Source organism: Peribacillus sedimenti (assembly GCF_046237635.1).
GTDB classification, from domain to species: domain Bacteria; phylum Bacillota; class Bacilli; order Bacillales; family DSM-1321; genus Peribacillus; species Peribacillus sedimenti.
Map to the genome: position 1 here is coordinate 2,154,115 of NZ_CP143547.1, position 19,227 is coordinate 2,173,341.

The window sequence follows — 19,227 nt, forward strand, 5'->3', positions numbered from 1 at the left end:
ATAGCATATGAAAGAGATTTAGCAAAAAATGTAGCCAAGTAAAAGACTGTGTCTATTTTTGTCATTCAGAAGGCTCGTTTGTGGGCATTCGCCACACATTTTCCAAAATGCCAGCATATACTGTTTGTAATATAGAGAGGTGAATGCTTTGGACCAACCTATCCGTATGAAAGACAATGGACAAATAAATATCGTTCTAAACGGACAAAAGAGGAGAACAGTGAAAAAAGATCCTCCTTTACGGAATATTTCCGAGCGAGAGCTGCCTATCCAGCATCTGGCTCTTAAGGAAATTGAAGAAGAAATGAACGCCCTTGTCGGAATGGAAGAAATGAAGCGCATGATTAAGGAGATATATGCCTGGATCTATGTGAATAAAAAAAGGGAAGAAAAAGGACTTAAAACAGGTCGACAGGCGCTGCACATGATGTTTAAGGGAAACCCTGGTACGGGTAAAACAACTGTAGCCAGATTGATAGGAAAGCTGTTTCAAAAGATGAATGTGCTTTCAAAGGGCCATTTGATAGAGGCGGAACGGGCAGACCTTGTTGGGGAATATATCGGGCATACAGCCCAGAAGACAAGGGATTTAATCAAAAAAGCAATTGGCGGCATACTTTTCATCGATGAAGCCTATTCACTGGGGAGAGGTGGAGAAAAGGACTTCGGAAAAGAGGCGATCGATACTCTGGTTAAACACATGGAAGACCGCCAGCATGAATTCATCTTGATACTGGCTGGATATTCCAGGGAGATGGAGGAATTTTTGACCTTGAATCCAGGCTTGCATTCGAGGTTTCCGCTTGTAATTGACTTTCCGGATTATTCAATTGACCAATTGATGGAAATAGGGGATAGAATGCTTAATGAAAGAGAATACGGACTTAGCAGGGATGCAGAGAGGAAGCTAAGAATGCATCTTATGTATCTTAAAGCTATGGGTCCAATTACTTTCTCAAATGGGCGCTATATAAGGAATATAATCGAAAAATCCATAAGGACACAGGCCATGAGGCTGCTCATAGATGATACGTATGATAGGAACGATTTGTTCACAATACGAAGCCAGGACCTTTACTTTGAAGAAGACGCTGAAGAGGATCTTATTTAATAATCCAATCCAAAAAGGAGGATACAATCTCGATGCAGAATTCCATTATATTATATTCTACAAATACGTGTCCATATTGTGTACAGGCAAAAAACTTCCTGGAGGAACAAGGATTGGAATATACGGAAGTGAATGTTCAGGAAAATTATCAGGCTGCTGAAAGACTTGTCCAGGAAACTGGGCAATTGGGTGTTCCGCAAATTCAGATAAACAGTAATTGGGTATTAGGTTTTGATCCTCAGGCAATTCTGACTTTCGCCAGACAGCAAATATGAAAAAGATGGCCTTAGGGCCTTTTTTTATTACAGATTTATATTATATATTGGAACCGGTATAGACGGTGTAAGGTTTTCCAAAGGACTAAACAGTAAGGGCTCTATAATAAAAAGAGGGATGCTGCTTGTCCGATAAGATTGAGTGCAGCGCAATAAAATATTAAATACAAGGGATTCACAATATGTGTCAAAGAATAAATAGGTTCTATGAAACAATCTTGTATAGAAGAAGCAACGATAACGATTCTAATAATAAAAGCCATGTATTTTTCAAGGGAGGGGCAAATCATTTCCCAAATACAGTTTTGCCACGGACCAATCAGAATAAAAAGAGTAAATTAGGCATTTGTTTTGTAAAGCTTCATTTTCTGTTATGATGAAGAGTGGAGACCCTAAACAAGGAGGGTGAATTTTATGGAAATAGAAAAAGACAGAGAAAAAGCTATATTGGTGGGCTGCCAGACAGGCGAGGACGATTCCCGTTTTGAATATTCCCTGCAAGAACTGGCCTCTCTGACACATACTGCCAACGGTGAAGTATTGATTACGGTCACACAGAAGCGTGACAGGATCCATCCTTCTACATATATAGGAAAAGGAAAAGTAGAAGAACTGATCAATCTGGAAGAAGAGCTCGAACCGGATTTGCTTATATTTAATGATGAATTGACTCCTGGCCAGATCAGGAATTTATCTGAGCATTTAAAAGCCCGGGTCATTGACAGAACACAGCTGATATTGGACATTTTCGCACAGCGTGCACGCTCTAAGGAAGGAAAGCTGCAAGTAGAGCTTGCACAGCTTCAATATATGCTGCCAAGGCTCATTGGACAGGGTACGGCCCTTTCACGCCTTGGAGGAGGAATTGGTACCAGAGGTCCTGGTGAGACGAAGCTAGAAAGCGACCGTCGCCACATTCGCAGGCGGATTGACGATATAAAGGAACAGCTGGACGTAGTTGTTAAGCACAGGGAAAGATACAGGGAAAGAAGGAAACGGAATAAGGCATACCAGGTTGCGCTTGTTGGTTATACAAATGCAGGGAAATCTTCCCTTTTCAACCGGCTGACTGAAGCTTCTTCATTCGAAGAAAACTTGCTGTTTGCTACTCTCGACCCTTTGACGAGGAAAATGGTACTCCCAAGTGGATTTACAGTTTTGCTGACTGATACAGTAGGCTTTATCCAAGACCTGCCTACAACTCTTGTAGCAGCTTTCCGTTCGACCCTGGAAGAGGTGCAGGAAGCGGATCTTTTGCTTCATGTCGTAGATTCGTCAAACGAAGATTATTTTAACCATGAAAAAACGGTGCATGATTTGCTGGCCGATTTAGAGGTTAGCCAAATTCCAGAGCTGACTCTTTATAATAAGAAAGATATCCGGCATCCAGACTTCGTTCCGTCCTCAAAAGAAAAGTCTCTTATCATTTCCGCTTATGATGAACAAGACCTCAAATCGGTTCTTGCGCTGATTGAAGAAAAAGTAATATTAGAAATGGAGCATTACCATGTGTTCGTGCCTTCCAGTGAAGGGAAGCTGCTCTCACAGCTTAAAAACGAGACGATCCTTCGTTCGCTTCAATTTGACGAAGAAAAAGAGCAATATGAATGTGCTGGATATATCTTGAAAGATATTCCGCTTACAGGGCAACTCGAGAAATTTGCAAAATAAAGGAGAACAAGATGTACGAGCAGTTGAAACACGGGGCCAGATTACAGAATATGGCCAATCAGGTAGAGGAAATCATTTCTCCTCTTCATAAGAAGGTAAATGAAAGAATGGAAGCAAACCAGTATCGTGTGTTAAAAAGCTTCCAAAAATATCGAGTCAGCGATTCACACTTCATACCGTCGACAGGTTATGGATATGATGATGCAGGGCGGGACACACTTGAATTGATTTATGCTGATGTATTCGGAGGGGAAGCGGGTCTTGTCAGGCCGCAGATTATTTCAGGAACTCACGCCATTTCCATTTCTTTGTTTGGTATTTTGCGCCCAGGAGATGAACTATTATATATTACGGGCAAACCCTATGACACCCTGGAAGAGATAGTGGGCATCAGAGGATCAGGTGTCGGATCACTGAAAGAATTTGATATCGGCTATGATGCTGTCCCGCTTTCAAAGGACGGGCAAGTAGACTATGAGGCAATAAGGCGCGCAATGAACCCGAAGACAAAGATGATTGGAATACAGCGTTCGAAGGGCTATGCTACAAGACCATCATTTACAATCTCAGAAATTGAACAAATGATCTCTTTCGTAAAAGGAATCAACCCGGAAGTGATCGTATTCGTTGACAACTGTTACGGTGAGTTCGTGGAAGACAAAGAACCTTGCCATGTCGGAGCGGATTTAATAGCAGGATCCCTTATCAAGAATCCCGGAGGGGGCCTCGCTAAAACAGGCGGATACATAGTGGGGAAAAAACAATATGTGGAAGCCTGTTCCTATCGGTTGACGTCTCCTGGAATAGGTGCTGAGGCAGGTGCGTCCCTATACAGCCTGCAGGAAATGTATCAGGGCTTCTTTCTTGCTCCCCATGTCGTAGGACAGGCATTGAAGGGTGCGATATTTACCTCTGCCTTTCTGGAAAAGCTGGGTATGAACACATATCCAAGGTGGGATGCAAAACGTACAGACCTGATTCAGTCCGTGCAATTCGACGACCGGGATAAGATGGTTGCCTTCTGCCAGGCCATTCAATTTGCCTCACCGGTCAATTCCCATGTAACGCCTTATCCCAGTTATATGCCTGGGTACGAGGATGATGTCATTATGGCAGCAGGAACCTTCATCCAGGGAGCAAGTATCGAACTAACAGCGGATGGTCCTGCGCGTCCTCCTTTTGTAGCTTATGTACAGGGCGGTTTAACATACTCCCATGTCAAAATCGCTGTGCTGGGCGCGGTAGATTCTTTGGTAGATAAAAATCTAATTAATTTAGATTGAATGATGGCGGCTGCGGGAGCAGCTGCCTCTTTTCCGTTATCAAAGTATAAAATCTTCGTATTTTAAGCATAACAACAACTGTCAAGCTTATAATGAACTCGTCTATAGCCGGTGTTTCATTCAAAAGGGAACTGAGAAATCTTATATTCCTCCGCTTTTGGATGTGAAATAATAAATTTTTATTTTTATGTAAGAAAACTTAACATATGTTTGACAAGAAACATAACATGTTATATATTTAACTCAAGAAATTAATCAAAGGAGGAAGCTGCCAATGAGCAGCAATAATATTAGACGGTCGATGCCTCTTTTTTCTATAGGGATAGTGATGCAGCTGACTGAACTGTCTGCACGCCAAATCAGATACTATGAAGAGCATCAGCTTATAATTCCTCAACGAACAGAAGGAAACCGGCGTCTATTTTCGTTAAACGATATAGACAGGCTGCTGGAAATCAAGGAACTAATTGAACAGGGCGTAAATCTTGCCGGAATAAAAAAGATCTTTTCAGTCAAGCAAGAGGCTGAGCCTCAAAGGGAATCTGCAAATCAGGCGGAACAAGAGAAAAAGCGTGAGTTAACTGACGAACAATTGAGAAAGCTGCTTAGGAATGAATTGATCCATGGCGGCAGAAACAGAACATTTCGTCAGGGTGATATGTCACGATTTTTCCATTAAAAAATATAAAAGTATTGATGTATACGGGAGGAATTATTCATTATGGCTAAGTACACTCGCGAAGACATTACGCGCATGGCTAAGGAGGAAAATGTTAAATATATCCGCCTTCAGTTCACTGACATTCTTGGAACAATCAAGAACGTAGAAATCCCTGTAAGCCAGTTAGGAAAGGCTCTGGATAACAAAATGATGTTTGATGGTTCTTCTATCGAAGGTTTTGTCCGTATCGAAGAATCCGATATGTACTTGTATCCAGACTTAAATACATGGGTAATCTTCCCTTGGACATCCGAGAAAGGTAAAGTGGCACGACTAATCTGTGATATTTACAATACAGATGGAACTCCATTTGAGGGAGACCCACGAGCAAATCTTAAGCGGATTTTGGAAGAAGCGAAAGAATTAGGCTTCACGAATTTCAATCTTGGGCCTGAACCGGAATTTTTCTTATTCAAGCTGGATGAGAAGGGTGAACCTACTCTCGAGCTTAATGACAGGGGAGGTTACTTCGACCTCGCACCAACCGACCTTGGCGAGAACTGCCGTCGCGATATCGTACTAGAGCTGGAAGAGATGGGATTTGAAATCGAAGCCTCCCACCACGAAGTCGCACCTGGACAACATGAAATTGATTTCAAATATGCAGATGCTATAACAGCTTGCGATAATATCCAGACATTCAAACTGGTTGTAAAAACAATTGCGCGCAAGCACGGATTGCATGCTACCTTTATGCCAAAGCCATTGTTTGGCGTAAACGGATCTGGAATGCACTGTAACGTATCTCTATTCAGAGGCAGTGAAAATGCATTTTACGATACGGAAGGCAAGCAGGAGCTAAGTGAAACAGCTGAACAATTCATTGCTGGAATCCTTAAGCATGCCCCAAGCTTCACTGCTATTACAAATCCGACAGTTAACTCTTACAAGCGTCTTGTACCTGGCTATGAAGCACCTTGCTATGTTGCATGGTCAGCTAAGAACCGAAGCCCATTGATCCGTATCCCAGCTTCACGCGGAGTAAGCACACGTGTAGAAGTTAGAAGCGTTGACCCTGCAGCTAACCCTTATTTGGCACTTGCAGTACTTTTGAAGGCTGGTTTGGACGGAATCAAGAACAAGTTGACACCACCGGCTCCAGTAGACCGAAATATCTATGTAATGAGCAAAGAAGAGCGTGAAGAAGTAGGTATCATTGATCTGCCGCCAACGCTTGCTGCTGCGCTTGATAAATTGCAATCTGACGAAGTGATTAAGTCAGCACTTGGGCCACACTTGTTAGAACATTTTATAGAAGCAAAGGAAATCGAGTGGGATATGTTCCGCACACAAGTTCACCCTTGGGAACGCGAGCAGTATATGACCATGTATTAATTAATAAGACCCTTGGCGCTCTAGCGTCAAGGGTTTTTTCTTGTGACTTTCATATAAATAATGTTGAATCCTATAAAGACTCCCCGTAAATACGCCGATTTAATTATTTGGTTGTGGTAATAGAATGCCATTGGGATTCTTCAGCGTGAAAATGACACAACGGGCACAAAACATGTCTCTTAGAAACGTTGATTATCAAAGTGCCATCTCCAACTTGCGATATATTTGTCAAAAATTAAAGACCTGTAGAGAATCCAAATCCTCGTTCATTCTTGTTTTCGTTGAAAAATCAGGAATAAAAGGAAATCAATGTTAGCGCTAAGTAATTATTCCAGGACCCTTGGCCGTTTCGGATATTTAAAAACAGTTAATGTAATACAACCATTTTCCATCTACTTTAATTGATGGTTTTGGACGCTTAGTTTCAAAGTCTTTGTTTGAAATAAGTGGCAGTATGGTATAATTATTTCAAAATTGTTAGATTTTGCATAATTTTACAAACTCCAATTTATAACCAGACAAAGGGGAATTCTATGTTTAAAAAACTCTTTCTAGTACTTATTGCATCTATTTTGCTTATGACCGCATGCGACTCAATTAAAGGTGTTAATCTGAATCAAATGATCTTGAATAACTCGAAAATAAAGTCGGCTCAAAGCTACACAGTATTTTCACTCGATCTTTCTTATAAGAAATCAAAGATAAAAGATAACGACTATTTAAAAGTACTGAATCTATTGGATAATATGAAATTTCACGTGCAAACAAAAATGCAAAATCCTGATACATTCTCCATGGGTGGATTTGTCCAGCTTAAACAGGGTAAAATTCCATTCCAGCTGTATGCAGATAAAAAGCAAATGGTTCTATTGGTAGACCAAGCATCTAAAGCCATCCGCTTACCCGTCCAGAGTGAGGGAGCAGGTAATGATTTCGTTCAAAATATTCAATCTACATTGGTTCCGGCTATCGTCGCTGATCTGCCAAATCCAAAACATATTAACGCTCAAACGAACGTTACATACAAAGTACATGGCGATACTGTAAAGGGTCATAAAATTCATGCCGAAGTATATGCCAATGAAGTACCTGGCTTATTTTTAAAATTCCTTGATAATGTGTCTAAAGACGAAAAATCCATCAAACAACTTGCTGTTATTTTGACAGAAATAAATAAAATGAGCGGAGACGATACAGTGGTCTCCATGAATGAACTTAAGCAAATTATAAAGCAATTTAGGAACGAGTTTAATCAGTCGCTGCCAGAGATGAAAAAATCAGGAATGTTTGATAAACGAAATTTCCTAAAAACAGATATTTTGGTGGATAAGAACTTTAACCAAAGAAAATCTTACACTGAGATTAAATTACAGAAACTTCCTGATGATGCTGCTGGATTAGATGGAATTACCATTAGAGTTACGCAAGAAGTTTGGAATATTAATAAAAAGGTAGCAGCCCTAAAGATCAATAGAACGAAATTTTTAAGTCCAGATGCTTCTGAGGATGAATTCCTGTCAACTTTGGACAAAAAACACAGTGTCCTTTATCGTGTGCTTAAATCTTTTGAGTGAGCATCAAACAGTTTTCCATAATATAACAATTTTCATTGTGTTGTTACGGAATGAATTACCATTGAAAGTGAGATCAGTTTAACGTAATATAATGTCATAAGCTGCATTGTTCGTAGTGATAATAAAGTTTTAACCTTTAAGCTGTAATAGGGAGTTTTATATTGAAACCGGAATGACGAGCCCCTGTCCAGATGACAAGGAGGACATGCAGGAAGGTTTTTGCGAACACCCACTTTGAGGAGTGGTGGTTTAAAACTTTCTTATACCGAACTACGGCAAAAGCGGCCGTTACATAACACGATACCAAACCAGTTCCCAAGAGGGGGCTGGTTTTTTAATGTAAACACACACTGCACAATGCATTGAAGAGCAGCAAATTTTTAGGTTTCTCTTTTTTTACTTTTGAGAATGGTTTCGAATACATTCCGTCAGTATTTGCCCGCTAATCATACTTTTGACTTGGGCGATTAGCAGATTGACGGAGCTTTAAGGAACATCCAACTTCAATCCGTATATAGCAAAACAAAATTAATCCGACTAATTAAAGAACTGTCACCATAAGAATATATAAAGTCCCTGACAGTTTACGCTTGAAGATTAGTTTCCTACCTTCAAATCGAATTAGGTTGCGATAGGCAACAGGACGCTGTTCATTTACATAATTTCCTATTGACAGTAATGGACAGACTCTTGAATAATAATTCAGGTGTCATTTTTATAGAAAGGAATATATTAATGAAAATTTTTATCGGTTCTGCAATTATTTTGATTTTATTGGCAATTGGTGTTTGGTTTATGCTGTCTCCCCTGTTTTCCAAGATAGGAAGCCTGACAGAGAAGAAGTCCAAGCTATTCAAAGAAAAATGGGAGGAAACAAAAGATGAATAGATTTAAAATTGGCGGCTTAGTCATAGGCTGCGTATTAATCCTCACAGGCGTCCTGACACCGTTATTTATAGAAAAAATAGCACCAGGCCATGTTGGAGTGGTCTATTCACCCAATGGCGGAGTTGAGGCTAAAACCCTTGGGCCAGGCTGGCATGTTGTAGGTTTCTTTAAGAAAGTAACTGAATACCCGGTCCGAAAGCAAACTGCCAACGCTAATAATTTGGGATTAGCGACCTCCGACGGCAAAAACGTTACGATCGACTTTACTTATAATTATCATGTAGAACCAAATAAAGTAGTTGGATTATTTAATGAATTCGGTCCGATACCAGTTGAAGAACTAGAAAAAAATTATATGAAGAGCCGCTTGAAGGATGCAGCCCGAAAGGTGTTGTCACATTATTCTGTTTTAGAGCTATATGGTTCAAAATCAGGGGATGTATCCATTCAGGTACAAGAAACGTTTGCAGATGACGTAGCTAAGGACGGATTTATCGTCGAAGCACTGACATTGGGAACCCCCCATCCGGACAAAGCCACACAAACCGCGATTGACGCAACTGTGAAGGCGAAGCAAGAATTGGAACGCAAAAAGACAGAAATAGAACTGGCAAAGGCTGAAGCAGAAAGAAAGAAAATTGAAGCGCAAGGAAACGCCGATGCAGCCATCGCAAAAGCAGAAGGGGATGCGAAAGCAAACAAATTACTTGCTGATTCTATTACGCCTGAATTAATCAAGTTAAAAGAAGCCGAAGCCCGGCTGAAGCACGGATGGGTAACAGTGACTGGTGCCAAATCCGTTATAACAGACAATAAATAATAGTGCCATTGAAACAAGAGCCCGGGTCAATGACCGGGCTCTTTTGAATACCTTTTAGTGGGAGGTTTGAAACGATTACTTGCTCAATCAATCTCATTGTAGAATTTTTGAGCGAACATGTGAAATAGCGGCGCTGTTTATGCTCTATTTTCCGATAAATATATTATGTGAACTGTGATGGTGGTTGAGATCTTTTCTGTCCACTAACGTCCTGAAGGTACAGGTAATGCTGAATAACTTTCCTTAAAACCACTTATAATAAACTTGTTTTCATATGACTAAGGAGGTAAATGGAATGAAAAAGGATGTTTATCAGCCAAAGGATGCCGGCAAATTAACGGATTACCATTTTGGAACAGATAAGGAGAGAGAGCAGACAGCTAGGACGACCAATGAGACTGACAATCTTCAATCGGTTGATGATAGCTTGTAATCGATCCAAAAATTTATAACGTAGGAGAGACAGTTGCTTAACAGGGAAACCATTAGAAGCTGTCTTTCTTATTGAATAAAGCCCGATACAGAATTATACACGAAAAGTATGGCCCCCAAAAGGAGGGCCATACATATGTATTTACTTTTATTTTTTGTGGAGCTTCGAACCTTTTCTTTTTTTGCTTCTAGCCGGATTTATCGATGGAAACAATTCTTCTGAAGCCTCGGTCTGTAACCGTTCATGGCCTGGCCTCTGGTTGAATTTCACCAGAGCTCGAGGCAAAGTGCGTGCGCTTTGTATATTTTGATCCGTTTCATCTGTTTTATTAAGTGTCCTTCTGTTAACTGGAACGATACTATGATATACATATTCAATGATCGCTACAGCTGCTGCACATATTAGGGAAGCAGTAAACAAATCATTAGAATCTGCTGCTGCCCTGCTCATAAACCAGACTATAATAAACGCTAAACCAAAGTCAGCTAGAGTTGCAGCTAAATTACTTGTCCGGGGCAATAAATAAAGGTCTCCCAAAACATATCCAACGGCTGTCAAGACTGCGGCAATCCCCAGAACATCTGCAAAGCTCAAATCAAAAATCAACCCAAGGAATACATACAAAACGATTAGTAAAGAAATGAATTTAACCAAGATAGCTAATACATGTCTCATTAACTTGTTATCCAACTCCTTTTTGTAATATTTTGCTTTAATTACTGAGATTTATGCTTTTGTCGGGTCTTTAAATTATTAAGTATTTCTTAAGACATAAAAAGGAGAAATACCATGCAATAGACGAAAACTGCTTGTTAAAAGCCCTTCAACAAGAGGGGCTTTAATGAGCTGGCATATTAACCATATTATTGGCTCTTTTTTTTGGGCGGGCCGAAGATGCGGAGTCCAGGCACTGTATTTTGCTGGATGATTTCCGGTCTTTCATCGCTTTTTTTCTTTTCTTTTATCTTGTCATTTTCATCCGTCAATTCTTCCCATTTTCTCAGAGCTGAATTAAATTCATCATGTGAGATTGCATTGGTAGCCAGCAAAGAACAAAGCATTGCGTAGGCAACAGGTTTTGTATCGATTTCTATGTTTACATGGACATCTACGTTGGAATTCCCGCTATGGCCTACATTTGCTTGGTTTGCATCCGAATCAAAATTGCCTACTATAGTGCGTTCCACGTTTTCTACTGTTTTTCGAGTCGGAAAAAACCGCAGTCCTCCTCGTCGAGAATTGTCCATATCACTACTCTCCCTTAACTTACAATTAAGACGGGGGTAAAATGATCCCCCGCCTGAACGTCTTAGTCATCAACGTCAGTATCTTGCTCCTGGTCTTGGTTTTGGTTTTGATCCTGGTCATTATCCTGTTCCTGATCAGCGTCTGAATCAGAGTTGGAACGAGCACGAACCCGAGCGTTAGAGTCAGAATCTACACGGATGTCCAAATCTACCTTAGAGTTACCAGAATTACAGATTTTAGCAATATTCGTGTTATGGTCCTCGTTTTTCACATCATTATCGCTATCTACCTCTGTATCATTCTGGATATCCAATTCATTATCCAGATCGTTATCTATATCATTATCAACATGTGAATTTGTGCGGGCATCTGCGTCTGAATTGCTGCGGCTGCGTCCTCCACGTCCTCTATTCCTTTTTCCTGGAAACCAAACATCACTCATTTATATTTCCTCCTTTTCATTTTCTAAGAACAATATATTCAAAGACTCTAATCCGGAATGGACGAACTTCCTAGTATGAACGTGGATTTTTGCAGCTCCAATGTTTGGGATAAATGTTGAGCGGATTATTCTTAAATATAGGAAGGACCCGGTAGGCAGGGGAGGACGAAAGCTTAAAAATATCAAGACAAATGCCTTTTGGATTGAGGCACATGCATGGTTATTTCTTTATAAATCATAAAAAAAATTAAGATCACTTAAAAAATATGAATTGTTAATACAACCTATTTTCCACCAGTAGAAGGCTGGCTAATAACTGGACTATACTCTTGGATTTTCAGGAGGAATCAAGCCAAAGCTTGCTACAGTAAGTCTTAAGAATTTATTCAGGTAAAATGAATAAAAAAATCCTTATTGAAGTTCAACTATATCTCTAACCGATTTTTATATGATTTAAAGCAATGCGAAGGCTGACCGCCAATATTCAAGGGGAATCCTTGCAAATATTTGGTTATAGGTCATGACTCGAAATCGTATCGGTTTTGAACAAATACGAAACCAATGTCAACTTGTTTCAAAAGTATGGATTGAGACATTTATAGCAGACAAACGCCTGTGCCATAACAATAAGGAAGGACAGCCATTGACTGTCCTTGATGTGTGGACTTTTACCAGCCGCCCCAACAAGCTGCACCAATAATGATTAATAAGATAAACAAAACAATAATCAGTGCAAAGCCTCTTCCATATCCAACAGGTGCAGCATATGCGGGTGCAGGATAACCTAAGCCACAATAACCATAACCATACATACTGTATGCTCCTTTCGCTAATTATTGTATTTGTTACTAATGCTATGTTATGTACGAAACAGTTAAGAGGAAATAGACGAATGTCCAATTCACCAGAAATAATATAGGCCAAAGTGTAAAGAAATAATGTAATCGTTGCAGGCGTGTAAGTCTTTTGAGAACCGTTCAGTAGAATTAAGTCGAAAAATCTTGGGGGATATCTCCAAATTTTTACATAATAACCAATATTTTTTTGGTATGCTTGGTTATGTATTAAAAAAAGGAGATACATATGATGAAAAAAACCGTTACAGTATTTTTTCTTATTTTTAGTTTATTAGCGTTCACTCTTCCTGTTCATGCGGAGAACGCCTCACAATTGATTATAGTCAACAAGGCGACAAATAAACTGGCTTATATGAACGGAGGGAAATTGGTCAAAACGTTCAAGGTTGCTACAGGAAGACAAAGATCATATACACCTGAAGGAAAATTTATGATTGTAAGGAAAATCATAAATCGGCCATATTATCATGGCAATATCCCGGGTGGCGACCCCCGAAATCCGTTAGGAAACAGATGGCTGGGATTGAACGCAAGGGGTACATATGGTACAACCTATGCAATACATGGAAACAATAACCCTTCTTCAATTGGGACATACGCAAGCTCAGGATGCATAAGAATGTATGATAATGAAGTAGAGTGGCTATACAGCCAGGTGCGGCTTTACACGCCAGTCATCATCACTTACTCCAGTAAGAGTTTTGAAAGTCTGGCAGCGTCAAATAATTATGTGGTAGAAAGCAAGATTTCTACATTTACAGCCAGCAAAAACAGTCCGCAAGAAGAGAATACAGTGATTAATGTAAAGGCTGAAATTTCCAGCGGATACTTGCCTTTGTATAAATTTTCGGTCTACAGCGGAGATAAATGGACAACTATAAAGAACTATTCAACTAGTAATAATGTAAACTGGAAACCTGCAAAATACGGCAATTATAAGGTTAAGGTACAGGTGAAAAGCAGGAATTCAAGAAAAGGTTTTGATGATGAAAAAACAGTCAGCTATCAAGTGTTTAAACCAGCGATTGTAACATCGATCACAACCGATAAAGCGAGCCCTCAGCCTTCAAACACGAGCATTACGATCGAGGCTGGCTCAAACAAGAATGTCGATAACCATTTTAAATATTTAATCTATGACGGCAATAAATGGGTCACACTTAAGAATTACAGTACCTCTACCTCGGTAAAATGGACGCCTAAAAAAATAGGCGACTATAAAATAAAGGTACAGGCGAGGCATAAATGGTCAAAGAAGCCATATGACCATGAAAAAACAATTTCGTATAAAGTATATGAGAAGGCAGCAATAAAAGGGGTAACTGCCTCCGGGACTATCCTACATGTAGACAAAGGGATCATGGCGGTAGCTAAATCAAATAAAGATTCCGATAATCTTTTCCAATATTCCCTGGTGACCGGAACAAAAGAAACTGTCATACAGAAATATTCTTCCAATCCAAATCTAAACTGGAAGACATCCAATACTGGTGCATACAAAATAAGGGTCAAAGTTAAGAACAAGCTGTCTAAAGCACAATGGGAGGATTTTAAAGACATCGACGTAAGATTTTACAAACTAGAAGTGGTTGCACCTGCAGAGGAAATGCTCGGTTTGAATACAGAAGTCGAAATGAGAGCAAAAGTCACAGGGCTCGATCATCCGGTATATCAGTTCGAAGTTTATAAAGATTCAACTAGCAAGCAAAAACAAGCTTTCTCTGCGGCCGATATTTTGACTTGGATACCAACCGAGGCCGGCCGATATAAGGTAAAAGTCACAGTTAAGGAAAAAAATAAAGTGATTGATTCGATCGAGAAGAATTATATTGCGGAATAAACACGGAGAGGGACAGCACTTGCTGTCTCTTTTTTTTGAAAATCAATTATAGCCGATTAATTCTCCAACCGTAAACCTCGCTGGAATAATACTATGTAGGGTTAAGTCCCCTAAACAGACTTAACCTTGTGTTTCTGCATTGTACTATGAACGGCAATCCCTTTGTATTTATCGAAATATTTTTCATAATATTTTTCCAAAAGGTTGTCAATCTGGAAATCTTCCTTGTATTCCAGCCACTTCGCATGCGTTTTGAAATCCTTCCATGTGACATGGGAGTTTCCGGTCTTCTTTATGACCATTTTTATGATCTTTGTATATTTTTTCTTTCCAGAACTATTCAATTCGCCATTTACAAAGTATAATTTTTTCGCGTATCTCAATGGTTTTTTGACTGAATGGACATCAAATAACCCGGTTAAGTTTACGAAAATTTTGGCTGTATTCTCAGCGTCGCTGAAAGCTCTGTGGGACACACCGCTTTCTTCTATTCCGAGAAATTCAACAGCAGAAGCAAGACTGGGTGTGCTGAATGTCTTTAATACCCCATACATATAGACTTCCTGTATATCGAGAAACATGTTTGGTGAGAATAGTGGCAGTCCTTGGCGTGTACAATCTGCCTGGAAGAAACGGTAATCTTCTTTGCCCCAAGAAACAAACACATATTGCTCTCCCATGAAATCGATAAAATCCTGGTAGACTTTTTCAAAAGAAGGAGCTGATGATACCATATCTTCAGTAATATGAGTAAGTTTTTTGGTGAATGCGGAAAGTGGGCAGGAAGGTTTAACCAAAGCTGAAAAAATATCGATGACGTTGCCATTTTGATTTAATTTAACAGCTCCAATTTCGATGATCTCACTGGGCTTGTCCGTCTCATAGTTAAAACTGTTTCTCTCAACATCTACGACAATATAGTTCATTATGATCACCTTTTCTATATAAAAACCTATTATAACAGAAAAAACCTCATAAAAGTTCACTAAAAAAATGGATATTTAATTTTTTTATTTCAATAAACACCTCGTTAGAATAAAAAGATTTTTTGATAGAAAAAATAATAGGTTTATAGGCTTGTTTGGATTATATCCCACGATAGTCCCAGGGAGGAAAGCTTCATGTGTATACACTTTGATGATGCCTGCCCTGTCTTTGTCAAGCCTGTAATCATACACTATATCGGAATGCTCCTGTGAACGGGGATGGTGAGTTTGCGAAAACGAAAAGAGAGGCCAGCTTTTCAGAAAGTTAATCGTAAAAAACAGGGAAAAAATGACCAGGGGAGGCCTTATTATGAATTAAGCATCACTTATTTAGATGGTGCAAATATTTTTGGACCCGGCGGTAAGGATAGAGCATATGAGGATATACAAAGGGCAGCGGAATTGTGGGAAGTAGATTTTGTGATAAAAGAGATTATCGATGGCTCGGGAAGGAATAATAGTTTCAGATTAAAACCAGGGTTTTCAAAAAAGGATTTAGTTTGCGGTGCTTCATTTGGCAGGAATCAAGCGCTGCTTTCCCTTTTAAAAACGTTGACGCACAAGGGGAGAAGTCCGAACCATATCATCCATATAATATATACTGGCTTTGCCAGTTTTGCCGACGGGGAAACTGCTGGATGCGCGTTTCCTCTGCAGATGTCAAGATGGGGAAACTCATACCACTTTATACTGCTTACCAACAGTGCTGGTACAGCTTCCAATAGGAGTCTTTGTGCTCATGAATTGGGACATACATTTTACAGGACAGCGCGATTCCAAAGAAATATCGATCCCACCACTCTGATTTATCCATTCAGGAGGCCCGATGTGCATAGTCATTTAGAGGATAATGTTATGTATCCTGTTCCCGGGTCAAATAGCTCGCTTTTAAAGTCACAGAAAGAAAAAGCCTGGCAGAGCAGCCTCTTAATAAAAGAGAGCTGAACAAACATTAGGGTACAAACATGATAAAAGCCTCTGGCAAGAGGCTTTCTTGGATCATACAGAAAATTTGATTGGAGAATTCAGTGGATAGGTGTCTCTATATGAACGATAAGAAACAATGCTTTGCTGGTTCGATTTAACTTCTAAACCCAGAATGTGAGGCCCTTTTTGTTCTAGGTAATATGAAAGGTCTTCTGTCTCCAGGGAATAAAAAGAAAAAGTCAGACCAAGCAGATTCCGCGTAATTACTTTTGTTTCCGGATGCCCTTTAATGAAATCAGCAAGTTCCTGTACGGATGTGGAGGGTGTTCCGGTCAAATCGAATAATTTCCCCTTCAGATTTACGGTTGCCCGGTCTAATGTAGTTTTGGCTTTACTCGCCATATTATTCAGCAATCCAGACATGCAAATAACCTCCTATGTTAACAATAATATATATAATGCTATTCCCCATACTGACCGTCATAAACACTTCTGCAGGTTTTGATGTTACAAATAAACATATTGGAAAGCGACCGAATGAAAAAATGGAAAATGACAGTAAAAGGGACTCCATTTCAGAGTCCATGGTTCATTTTATGCGTGAGGAGATTTTTCCGGGAATACATGGTTATCAAGATATTTATGGTAGAACCACTCACCAGCGCCAATCAAAAGCGAAGAAATCAATGAAGCAATTACAATGTTATCTGTATTCTCTAAGATGATTTCCCCTGTTATCCATAGAGTGAAAAATGAAAGGCCGATATCGGCAATTGTAGCTATTAGATTTCTTCTTGTGTATTCAGAATCCCTGTCTGAATTCCGGAATACAATATTATCCCCGATTGCATAAGCCAGCAAGGTAACTACGGCACTCAGCAACAAACTCTCACTTAGCTCGGCATCAAAGATTCCACTAAAAACGAGACTGACAATGAGTGCAATCATGACAAACTTAATCACAATGGCTTTGATATGGTTCATAGAGGCTCCTCCTTAAAATAGTAATTATTGATTTTTTACCCAGGGACAATCCTTATAATCATTTTTTTCATTTAGTTTTAATTACTAACGTTATGCGGAGGATTGAAAAACTCTTGTATTTCTTTTTTTACTGAGATATGTACGTGGGTATTGGTTACATTATTAATGGAGGTGAAGGTATTGAAAGAAAATAACTTAAATTCAGCGTGCGAAATAAATTCAATGAAGAATAGTGATTTTGCGCCAGAAATGGACGCAATTGCCACATGTGATAATCAGGCCGAAGCAGCGAAAAACCAGGCGGGATCTTCTGGGCAATTGGGTACAGAATTCCCAACAGTAGATAATGAAACAACCAGAAAGCTGGGACACCGGCCAGACACCCATAAATAGGGTGTCTTTTTGCAGTATCAAACAAAGGGCAGGAAGACTAAAAGTATCCATTAGATTATGAAGTACCTCGGGCGTTTAAATCCTGGAAAGAAAAAAAGGATTCTACTGACGTTTTAAACTTCTTTAATAGTTAAATTAAGCTCCCAAGTATATCATCTGATGAAACAGTGCTACAGTCTTTCCATAATAGTCATTAAAATACCCAATATGATTGCTGTTGTTAATGTCCAAATAAAGAATTTCTTGATCATATAATCTCCCCCGAAAGTTATATATAATGGTATGTATGCGGCTTGTAAAAGCGGGTACGTGCTTTATATACAACTTTTTTTAGTATTTTATAATTTTTGGAAGGGTTTTTTTTATTTAAGTAGAACTTTACATATATTTACGTTTTTACTCCCACTAGGAGAGGTGAGCGCCTATAGTCAATATTATACCACTAAAGGTTGAAACTCCATTTGCAGAAGGATTCGTCAATATATTTGCTGTAGTTGGCAAAACAGCTACATTGATTGACACGGGCAATCCTGGAATGTCATCCTTTAATGAACTAAAATCAAAACTGTCCGATAATGGGCTTCACCTTCAAGACTTTGACTCTATTATTTTATCCCATATGCATACTGACCATTCAGGAGGTGTCTCAGAAATACAAAAAGAAGCGGCCCTACCTGTATATGTCCATGAAAAAGCAAAATATGCTATTACGGGCGGTAAAACTGAATTTAATAGAACAAATGAATTCTTTTATTCATTTATGCAGCAATGCGGTGTAAGGCCGGAGGGCCATCAGCCTGCCAGGAAATACAAAGAGGAAATATGGCATGATGTCATTTATGTGAAAGATGGCGATGTTATTCCTATAGCAGGAATAAATTTTGAGGTTCTTTATGTCCCTGGGCATAGCCAAACGGATATTTTGTTATGGAATCCAGAAACCGGCGATACAATTGCAGGTGATCATTTGATAGCCGATTTCTCTGTCAATGCGTTCATTGAACCGCCCCCATACAGGGAGGAAGAACGCCCTAAATCTCTTCTGCAGTATAGAGCATCTCTTGATAGGGTAAAAACACTGCCGTTTGGCACCATTTACCCAGGACATGGAGAGCCATTTACCAATCATGCAGGACTGATCGAGAAGAGATTTTTGGAGCAGGAGAATCGTTGTGTGCAAATTCAAAATGCTCTGGAAACTGGAGAAAAAACAGTTTATGAACTGTGTAAGTTGATATATCCACGTTTACAGGGAAATACGGTGTTTCTTGGCTTGTCTCAAATACAGGGCCATCTGGATTTAATGGAATCCCGCTATCAAGTGGCAGCTTCGTACCAGGGACCAATATGTTATTACAAGCTAATCAAGTAAAATATGAACTTAGAAAGGAGGCAAACAGCCCTTTAGCTTGTTAAATGAATGAATATCCATTCATAAT

21 protein-coding genes and 1 other RNA gene are annotated in these 19,227 nt (G+C 39.5%); 15 read left to right on the forward strand and 7 right to left on the reverse strand.

Features of this window, described 5'->3' with window-relative positions:
• The first annotated feature begins 148 nt into the window (after positions 1 to 148).
• From spoVK to V1500_RS10595, 11 genes are all read left to right on the forward strand, one after another.
• A complete protein-coding gene (gene spoVK / locus V1500_RS10545; RefSeq protein ID WP_409305514.1) occupies positions 149 to 1,111 on the forward strand; it encodes a stage V sporulation protein K in 963 nt (320 codons plus the stop codon).
• Positions 1,112 to 1,143: 32 nt separating this feature from the next.
• Positions 1,144 to 1,386 carry a glutaredoxin family protein gene (locus V1500_RS10550; RefSeq protein WP_409305515.1) on the forward strand — a complete coding sequence of 81 codons (243 nt, stop codon included), beginning with the start codon at positions 1,144 to 1,146 and terminating at the stop codon, positions 1,384 to 1,386.
• A 414-nt stretch (positions 1,387 to 1,800) separates the two neighbouring features.
• Positions 1,801 to 3,057 carry a GTPase HflX gene (gene hflX / locus V1500_RS10555; RefSeq protein WP_409305516.1) on the forward strand — a complete coding sequence of 419 codons (1,257 nt, stop codon included), beginning with the start codon at positions 1,801 to 1,803 and terminating at the stop codon, positions 3,055 to 3,057.
• A 50-nt stretch (positions 3,058 to 3,107) separates the two neighbouring features.
• Positions 3,108 to 4,340 carry an aminotransferase class I/II-fold pyridoxal phosphate-dependent enzyme gene (locus V1500_RS10560; protein WP_409305967.1) on the forward strand — a complete coding sequence of 411 codons (1,233 nt, stop codon included), beginning with the start codon at positions 3,108 to 3,110 and terminating at the stop codon, positions 4,338 to 4,340.
• A gap of 274 nt (positions 4,341 to 4,614) precedes the next feature.
• Positions 4,615 to 5,019, forward strand: coding sequence for a MerR family transcriptional regulator (locus V1500_RS10565; protein ID WP_409305517.1), 405 nt, complete (start codon positions 4,615 to 4,617; stop codon positions 5,017 to 5,019).
• 42 nt (positions 5,020 to 5,061) lie between these two features.
• Positions 5,062 to 6,396, forward strand: a complete 1,335-nt coding sequence (gene glnA / locus V1500_RS10570; RefSeq protein ID WP_409305518.1) for a type I glutamate--ammonia ligase — start codon at positions 5,062 to 5,064, stop codon at positions 6,394 to 6,396.
• 533 nt (positions 6,397 to 6,929) lie between these two features.
• Positions 6,930 to 7,970 (forward strand): hypothetical protein, encoded by a 1,041-nt coding sequence (locus V1500_RS10575; protein ID WP_409305519.1) that lies wholly within the window; start codon positions 6,930 to 6,932, stop codon positions 7,968 to 7,970.
• Positions 7,971 to 8,065: 95 nt separating this feature from the next.
• A non-coding RNA gene (ssrS, locus tag V1500_RS10580) (6S RNA) lies at positions 8,066 to 8,262 on the forward strand.
• A 443-nt stretch (positions 8,263 to 8,705) separates the two neighbouring features.
• Positions 8,706 to 8,858 carry a hypothetical protein gene (locus tag V1500_RS10585; protein WP_409305520.1) on the forward strand — a complete coding sequence of 51 codons (153 nt, stop codon included), beginning with the start codon at positions 8,706 to 8,708 and terminating at the stop codon, positions 8,856 to 8,858.
• Positions 8,851 to 9,678: a prohibitin family protein gene (locus V1500_RS10590; RefSeq protein WP_409305521.1), complete on the forward strand. Its 828-nt coding sequence runs from the start codon at positions 8,851 to 8,853 to the stop codon at positions 9,676 to 9,678. The genes V1500_RS10585 and V1500_RS10590 overlap by 8 nt, the downstream gene beginning before the upstream one ends.
• Before the next feature lie 295 nt (positions 9,679 to 9,973).
• Positions 9,974 to 10,111 carry a hypothetical protein gene (locus V1500_RS10595; RefSeq protein ID WP_409305522.1) on the forward strand — a complete coding sequence of 46 codons (138 nt, stop codon included), beginning with the start codon at positions 9,974 to 9,976 and terminating at the stop codon, positions 10,109 to 10,111.
• A gap of 147 nt (positions 10,112 to 10,258) precedes the next feature.
• Here the strand turns inward: V1500_RS10595 and V1500_RS10600 are convergent, their stop codons facing one another.
• The 4 genes from V1500_RS10600 to V1500_RS10615 form a co-directional block, all read right to left on the reverse strand.
• Positions 10,259 to 10,786, reverse strand: a complete 528-nt coding sequence (locus tag V1500_RS10600; RefSeq protein WP_409305523.1) for a YndM family protein — start codon at positions 10,784 to 10,786, stop codon at positions 10,259 to 10,261.
• A 188-nt stretch (positions 10,787 to 10,974) separates the two neighbouring features.
• Complete coding sequence (locus V1500_RS10605) at positions 10,975 to 11,358, reverse strand: hypothetical protein (RefSeq protein WP_409305524.1); 384 nt, start codon at positions 11,356 to 11,358, stop codon at positions 10,975 to 10,977.
• Between the two features lie 62 nt (positions 11,359 to 11,420).
• Positions 11,421 to 11,801, reverse strand: a complete 381-nt coding sequence (locus V1500_RS10610; RefSeq protein WP_409305525.1) for a hypothetical protein — start codon at positions 11,799 to 11,801, stop codon at positions 11,421 to 11,423.
• Between the two features lie 668 nt (positions 11,802 to 12,469).
• The gene (locus V1500_RS10615; protein ID WP_409305526.1) at positions 12,470 to 12,613 is read right to left on the reverse strand and encodes a YjcZ family sporulation protein; all 144 of its coding nucleotides are present in this window, start codon (positions 12,611 to 12,613) and stop codon (positions 12,470 to 12,472) included.
• A 271-nt stretch (positions 12,614 to 12,884) separates the two neighbouring features.
• On the opposite strand from V1500_RS10615, the gene V1500_RS10620 reads away from it, so the two are divergent.
• The gene (locus V1500_RS10620) at positions 12,885 to 14,498 is read left to right on the forward strand and encodes a triple tyrosine motif-containing protein (protein ID WP_409305527.1); all 1,614 of its coding nucleotides are present in this window, start codon (positions 12,885 to 12,887) and stop codon (positions 14,496 to 14,498) included.
• 110 nt (positions 14,499 to 14,608) lie between these two features.
• Here V1500_RS10620 and V1500_RS10625 read toward each other — a convergent pair whose 3' ends face one another.
• The gene (locus V1500_RS10625) at positions 14,609 to 15,424 is read right to left on the reverse strand and encodes an exonuclease domain-containing protein (protein WP_409305528.1); all 816 of its coding nucleotides are present in this window, start codon (positions 15,422 to 15,424) and stop codon (positions 14,609 to 14,611) included.
• Between the two features lie 288 nt (positions 15,425 to 15,712).
• Between V1500_RS10625 and V1500_RS10630 the strand changes: the two genes are divergently transcribed.
• Positions 15,713 to 16,429 carry a hypothetical protein gene (locus V1500_RS10630; RefSeq protein ID WP_409305529.1) on the forward strand — a complete coding sequence of 239 codons (717 nt, stop codon included), beginning with the start codon at positions 15,713 to 15,715 and terminating at the stop codon, positions 16,427 to 16,429.
• 54 nt (positions 16,430 to 16,483) lie between these two features.
• On the opposite strand, the gene V1500_RS10635 is transcribed toward V1500_RS10630, so the two are convergent.
• Positions 16,484 to 16,834, reverse strand: coding sequence for a hypothetical protein (locus V1500_RS10635; protein WP_409305530.1), 351 nt, complete (start codon positions 16,832 to 16,834; stop codon positions 16,484 to 16,486).
• A 171-nt stretch (positions 16,835 to 17,005) separates the two neighbouring features.
• The gene (locus V1500_RS10640) at positions 17,006 to 17,395 is read right to left on the reverse strand and encodes a DUF2512 family protein (RefSeq protein WP_409305531.1); all 390 of its coding nucleotides are present in this window, start codon (positions 17,393 to 17,395) and stop codon (positions 17,006 to 17,008) included.
• Between the two features lie 180 nt (positions 17,396 to 17,575).
• On the opposite strand from V1500_RS10640, the gene V1500_RS10645 reads away from it, so the two are divergent.
• Together V1500_RS10645 and V1500_RS10650 are read left to right on the forward strand one after the other, a co-directional pair.
• Complete coding sequence (locus V1500_RS10645; RefSeq protein ID WP_409305532.1) at positions 17,576 to 17,788, forward strand: hypothetical protein; 213 nt, start codon at positions 17,576 to 17,578, stop codon at positions 17,786 to 17,788.
• 511 nt (positions 17,789 to 18,299) lie between these two features.
• Positions 18,300 to 19,160, forward strand: coding sequence for an MBL fold metallo-hydrolase (locus V1500_RS10650; RefSeq protein ID WP_409305533.1), 861 nt, complete (start codon positions 18,300 to 18,302; stop codon positions 19,158 to 19,160).
• The last annotated feature ends 67 nt before the right edge of the window (positions 19,161 to 19,227 follow it).